Source organism: Micromonospora sp. KC213, assembly GCF_004348325.1.
GTDB lineage: Bacteria > Actinomycetota > Actinomycetes > Mycobacteriales > Micromonosporaceae > Micromonospora.
The window spans coordinates 1-4,222 of the sequence record NZ_SMKF01000285.1; the positions used below are offsets into that span (position 1 = coordinate 1).

At 73.5% G+C, this 4,222-nt stretch carries 2 protein-coding genes and 1 riboswitch; both genes read right to left on the reverse strand.

What is annotated here, in order from left to right:
* Positions 1–60: 60 nt before the first annotated feature.
* Positions 61–2,883 carry an aminomethyl-transferring glycine dehydrogenase gene (gene gcvP / locus E1166_RS29710; protein WP_132343139.1) on the reverse strand — a complete coding sequence of 941 codons (2,823 nt, stop codon included), beginning with the start codon at positions 2,881–2,883 and terminating at the stop codon, positions 61–63.
* 75 nt (positions 2,884–2,958) lie between these two features.
* A riboswitch (glycine riboswitch) is annotated at positions 2,959–3,059 on the reverse strand.
* A gap of 69 nt (positions 3,060–3,128) precedes the next feature.
* Positions 3,129–3,989, reverse strand: a complete 861-nt coding sequence (locus E1166_RS29715) for an NAD-dependent protein deacetylase (RefSeq protein WP_132343140.1) — start codon at positions 3,987–3,989, stop codon at positions 3,129–3,131.
* Between the last annotated feature and the right edge of the window lie 233 nt (positions 3,990–4,222).

Sequence of the window (4,222 nt, forward strand, 5' to 3'; positions counted from 1 at the left end):
CCCCCAGGTCGACCCCGCCGGCCGGGGCGGCACGACGTCCGCCCCGGCGCAGCGTACCGGTCAGTCCTCGTACGCCCCCGGCGACGGGCACGAGCAGATCAGGTTCCGGTCGCCGTACGCCCCGTCGAGCCGCCGCACCGGCGGCCAGTACTTCCCCGCCCGGTCCACCCCGGCCGGGTACGCCCCGACCGACCGCGGGTACGGGTGCGGCCACTCGTCACCGGCCACCATCGCCGCGGTGTGCGGGGCGTTGGCCAGCGGATTGTCCCCGGCCGGCCAGTCCCCCGAACCCACCTTGTCGATCTCGGCGCGGATGGCGATCATCGCGTCGCAGAACCGGTCCAGTTCGGCCAGGTTCTCGCTCTCGGTCGGCTCCACCATCAACGTCCCCGCCACCGGGAACGACATCGTCGGCGCGTGGAAGCCGTAGTCGATCAGCCGCTTGGCCACGTCGTCGACGCTCACCCCCGTCGCCTTCGTCAACGGCCGCAGGTCCAGGACGCACTCGTGGGCCACCAGGCCCTTGTTGCCGGCGTACAGCACCGGGAAGTATGGCCGCAGCCGCACCGCGACGTAGTTCGCGGCCAGCACCGCCACCCCGGTGGCCCGGGCCAGCCCCGCCGCGCCCATCATCCGCAGGTACGCCCACGGGATCGGCAGGATCCCCGCCGACCCGTACCGGGCCGCGGCGATCGCCGGACGCCCGTGCACCGCCGCCGCGGCGGGATCGCCGGGCAGGAACGGCGCCAGGTGCGCGCGCACCGCCACCGGCCCCACCCCCGGCCCGCCGCCGCCGTGCGGGATGCAGAACGTCTTGTGCAGGTTCAGGTGCGACACGTCCGCGCCGAAGCGTCCCGGCTTGGCGAACCCGACGAGGGCGTTGAGGTTCGCCCCGTCGACGTACACCTGCCCGCCGGCGTCGTGGACCTTCGCGCACAGCGACGCGATACCCGTCTCGTACACCCCGTGCGTCGACGGATACGTCACCATGATCGCCGCCAGGGCGTCCCGATGCTTGTCGATCTTCGTGTCGAGGTCGACCAGGTCGACGTTGCCGTCGCCGTCGCAGCCGACCACCACCACCCGCATCCCGGCCATCACCGCCGACGCGGCGTTGGTGCCGTGCGCCGACGACGGGATCAGGCACACGTCCCGGTGCCCCTCGCCCCGGCCGCGGTGGTACGCCCGGATCGCCAGCAACCCGGCCAACTCCCCCTGCGAGCCGGCGTTGGGCTGCACACTGACCGCGTCGTACCCGGTCACCTCCGCCAGCCACCCCTCCAGCTGGCCGATCAGCTCCCGGTACCCGGCGGTCTGCGCCGCCTGCGCCAACGGATGCACGTCGGCGAACTCCGGCCACGACACCGGCTCCATCTCGGTGGTGGCGTTGAGCTTCATCGTGCACGACCCCAGCGGAATCATGCCGCGGTCCAGCGCATAGTCGAAATCGGCCAACCGGCGCAGATAGCGCAGCATCGCCGTTTCCGAGTGGTGGGTGCGGAACACCGGGTGGGTGAGGAAATCACCGCCGCGGCGCAGCACCGCCGGCAGCTCGTCACCGCCGTCACCGTCGAAGCCCGGCACCCCGAACGCCGCCCACACCGCCGACAGGTGCGCCGCCGTGGTCGTCTCGTCGCAGCTGATCCCCACCCGGTCGGCGTCGACCAGCCGCAGGTTGACGCCGTGCCGCGCCGCGGCGGCGACCACCGCGACGGCCCGCCCCGGCACCGTCGCGGTCACCGTGTCGAAGAACGCGACCTCCGCGACCGGCACCCCACCGGCGCGCAGCCCGGCCGCGAGCCGCGCCGCCATGCCATGGGTACGCCGGGCGATCGCCCGCAACCCGTCCGGGCCGTGGTAGACCGCGTACATGCCGGCCATCACCGCCAACAGCACCTGCGCGGTGCAGATGTTGCTGGTCGCCCGCTCCCGCCGGATGTGCTGCTCGCGGGTCTGCAACGCCAGCCGGTACGCCGGGTTGCCGGCCGCGTCGCGGGACACCCCCACCAGCCGACCGGGCAGCATCCGCTCCAACCCCGAACGTACCGCCAGATAGCCGGCGTGCGGGCCACCGAACCCCATCGGCACCCCGAACCGCTGGGTGGTGCCGGCGGCGATGTCCGCCCCGACCTCCCCCGGCGGGCGCAGCAGCGTCAACGCCAGCAGATCCGCGGCGACGGTGACCAGCGCGCCGGCCGCATGCGCGGCCTCGACGAGATCCGTGTGGTCCCGCACCGCCCCCGACGCCCCCGGGTACTGCAGGTGCAGGCCGAAGAACTCGTCGGGCAACTCGTCGCGGTCGACGTCGAGAACCCGCACCTCGATGCCGAGCGGCTCGGCCCGACCCTTGATCACCGCGATGGTCTGGGGCAGCGCGTCGGCGTCGACCACGTACACTCCGCTGCTGCTCTTCGACGCGCGGCGGGCCAGGGTCATCGCCTCCGCCGCGGCGGTGCCCTCGTCGAGCATCGAGGCGTTCGCCGTGGCCAACCCGGTCAGATCCGTCACCATCGTCTGGAAGTTCAGCAGCGCCTCCAACCGGCCCTGGCTGATCTCCGGCTGGTACGGCGTGTACGCGGTGTACCAGGCCGGGTTCTCCAGCACGTTGCGGCGGATCACCGCCGGGGTGTGGGTACCGTGGTAACCCAGCCCGATCATCGACACGGCGACGGTGTTGCGGGCCGCCAGGGCGCGCAGCTCGGCGATCGCCTCCCGCTCCCCGACCGGCTGCGGCAGGTCCAGGGTGCCGTGCCAGCGGATCACCTCGGGGATCGCCGCGTCCATCAGCTCGTCGATCGAGCCGTAACCGACGGCCTCCAACATCCGGCGCTCGTCGGCCGGGTCGGGGCCGATGTGCCGGTCGGCGAACTGCTCTACGGTCATGCGCTGGGCTCCTAGCAGGGGGCGAGGTCGACGGATCGGCCTCCCCCTGAGTCGCGCCCGGGGCGCTCCACAGTGCCTGCCCCCGCGGTCCTTTTGCCTGAGAGGTTCCGGGGAGGAAGCTGCCCCTTCGGCGCCGCCCCGCACTGGTGGGGGGCGGTCTCTCCCGCGTGGGTGGTACCGGCATGGTCAACGCTACCAGCGCCGCCGACGTCGACCGTCGGCGTACCCCCCGCAGGCGGCCCCGGCTATCCGGCGACCGGTGCCGCCGCGCCCACCGGCGCGGCACCCACCCGGTCGGCCACCGCCGGCAGCAGCACCCCCAACGGCGCGTCCACCCGCAGCGTCGCGTACCCGTCGCCGCGCGTCGGCCCCTGGTTGACGATCACCACCGGGATGCCCTGCCGGGCCGCCCGCACCACGAACCGCCGCCCCGACAACACCGTCAACGACGACCCCAGCACCAGCAGCGCCCGCGCCCGGTCGACCATCGCGAAACACCGCGCGACCCGGTCGACAGGCACCGGCTCACCGAAGAACACCACGTCCGGTTTCAGCATCCCCGTCCCGCAGCGCCCGCAGTCGACCGTACGGAAGCCCGCGATTTGCCCGTCGTCGAGGTCGACGTCACCGTCGGGGTGGACCGTCCCGGCCACGACCGCGAACCCCGGGTTGGCCTGCCGCAGCCGCTGCTGCACCTGTTCACGCGCGCTGCGGTGGCCACACCCCAGACACACCACCTGGGCCAGCCGGCCGTGCAACTCCACCACATCCCGGCTGCCCGCCGCGGTGTGCAACCCGTCGACGTTCTGGGTGACGATCCCGTCCACCAGGCCGGCGGCCTGCAACCGGGCCACCGCCCGGTGCCCGTCGTTCGGCACGGCCTGCGCGATGCCACGCCATCCCACGTGACTGCGCGCCCAGTACCGGCGTCGCGCCACCGGGTCACCGGTGAACGTCTGGTAGGTCATCGGGGTGTGCCGGCGGGCCAGCCCGCTGGGCCCCCGATAGTCGGGGATCCCCGACTCGGTGGACAACCCGGCCCCGCTCAACACCGCGACACCACCGGCGGCCACCAGGCCGGCCAGCGCGTCGACCGTCTCCCTCACCCCACCATGCTGCCGCACCGCCAGCACACCCGACCACGTGAGCGTCGTCGCGCCGCCGGCACCCCGGCCATGATCAACCTCGGTTCGCGGTCAAAGGTGACCTCCGCTCGGGTCCGGCACCCCCCACCAGCCGCAGTTGAGCGGACGACCCAGAACCGCCCCGTCAGGCGCCGAGCACCGCCCGCAACTGCGCGCTCGTCCCCGCCACCGCCTGCGCGTCCACCCGCATCTGC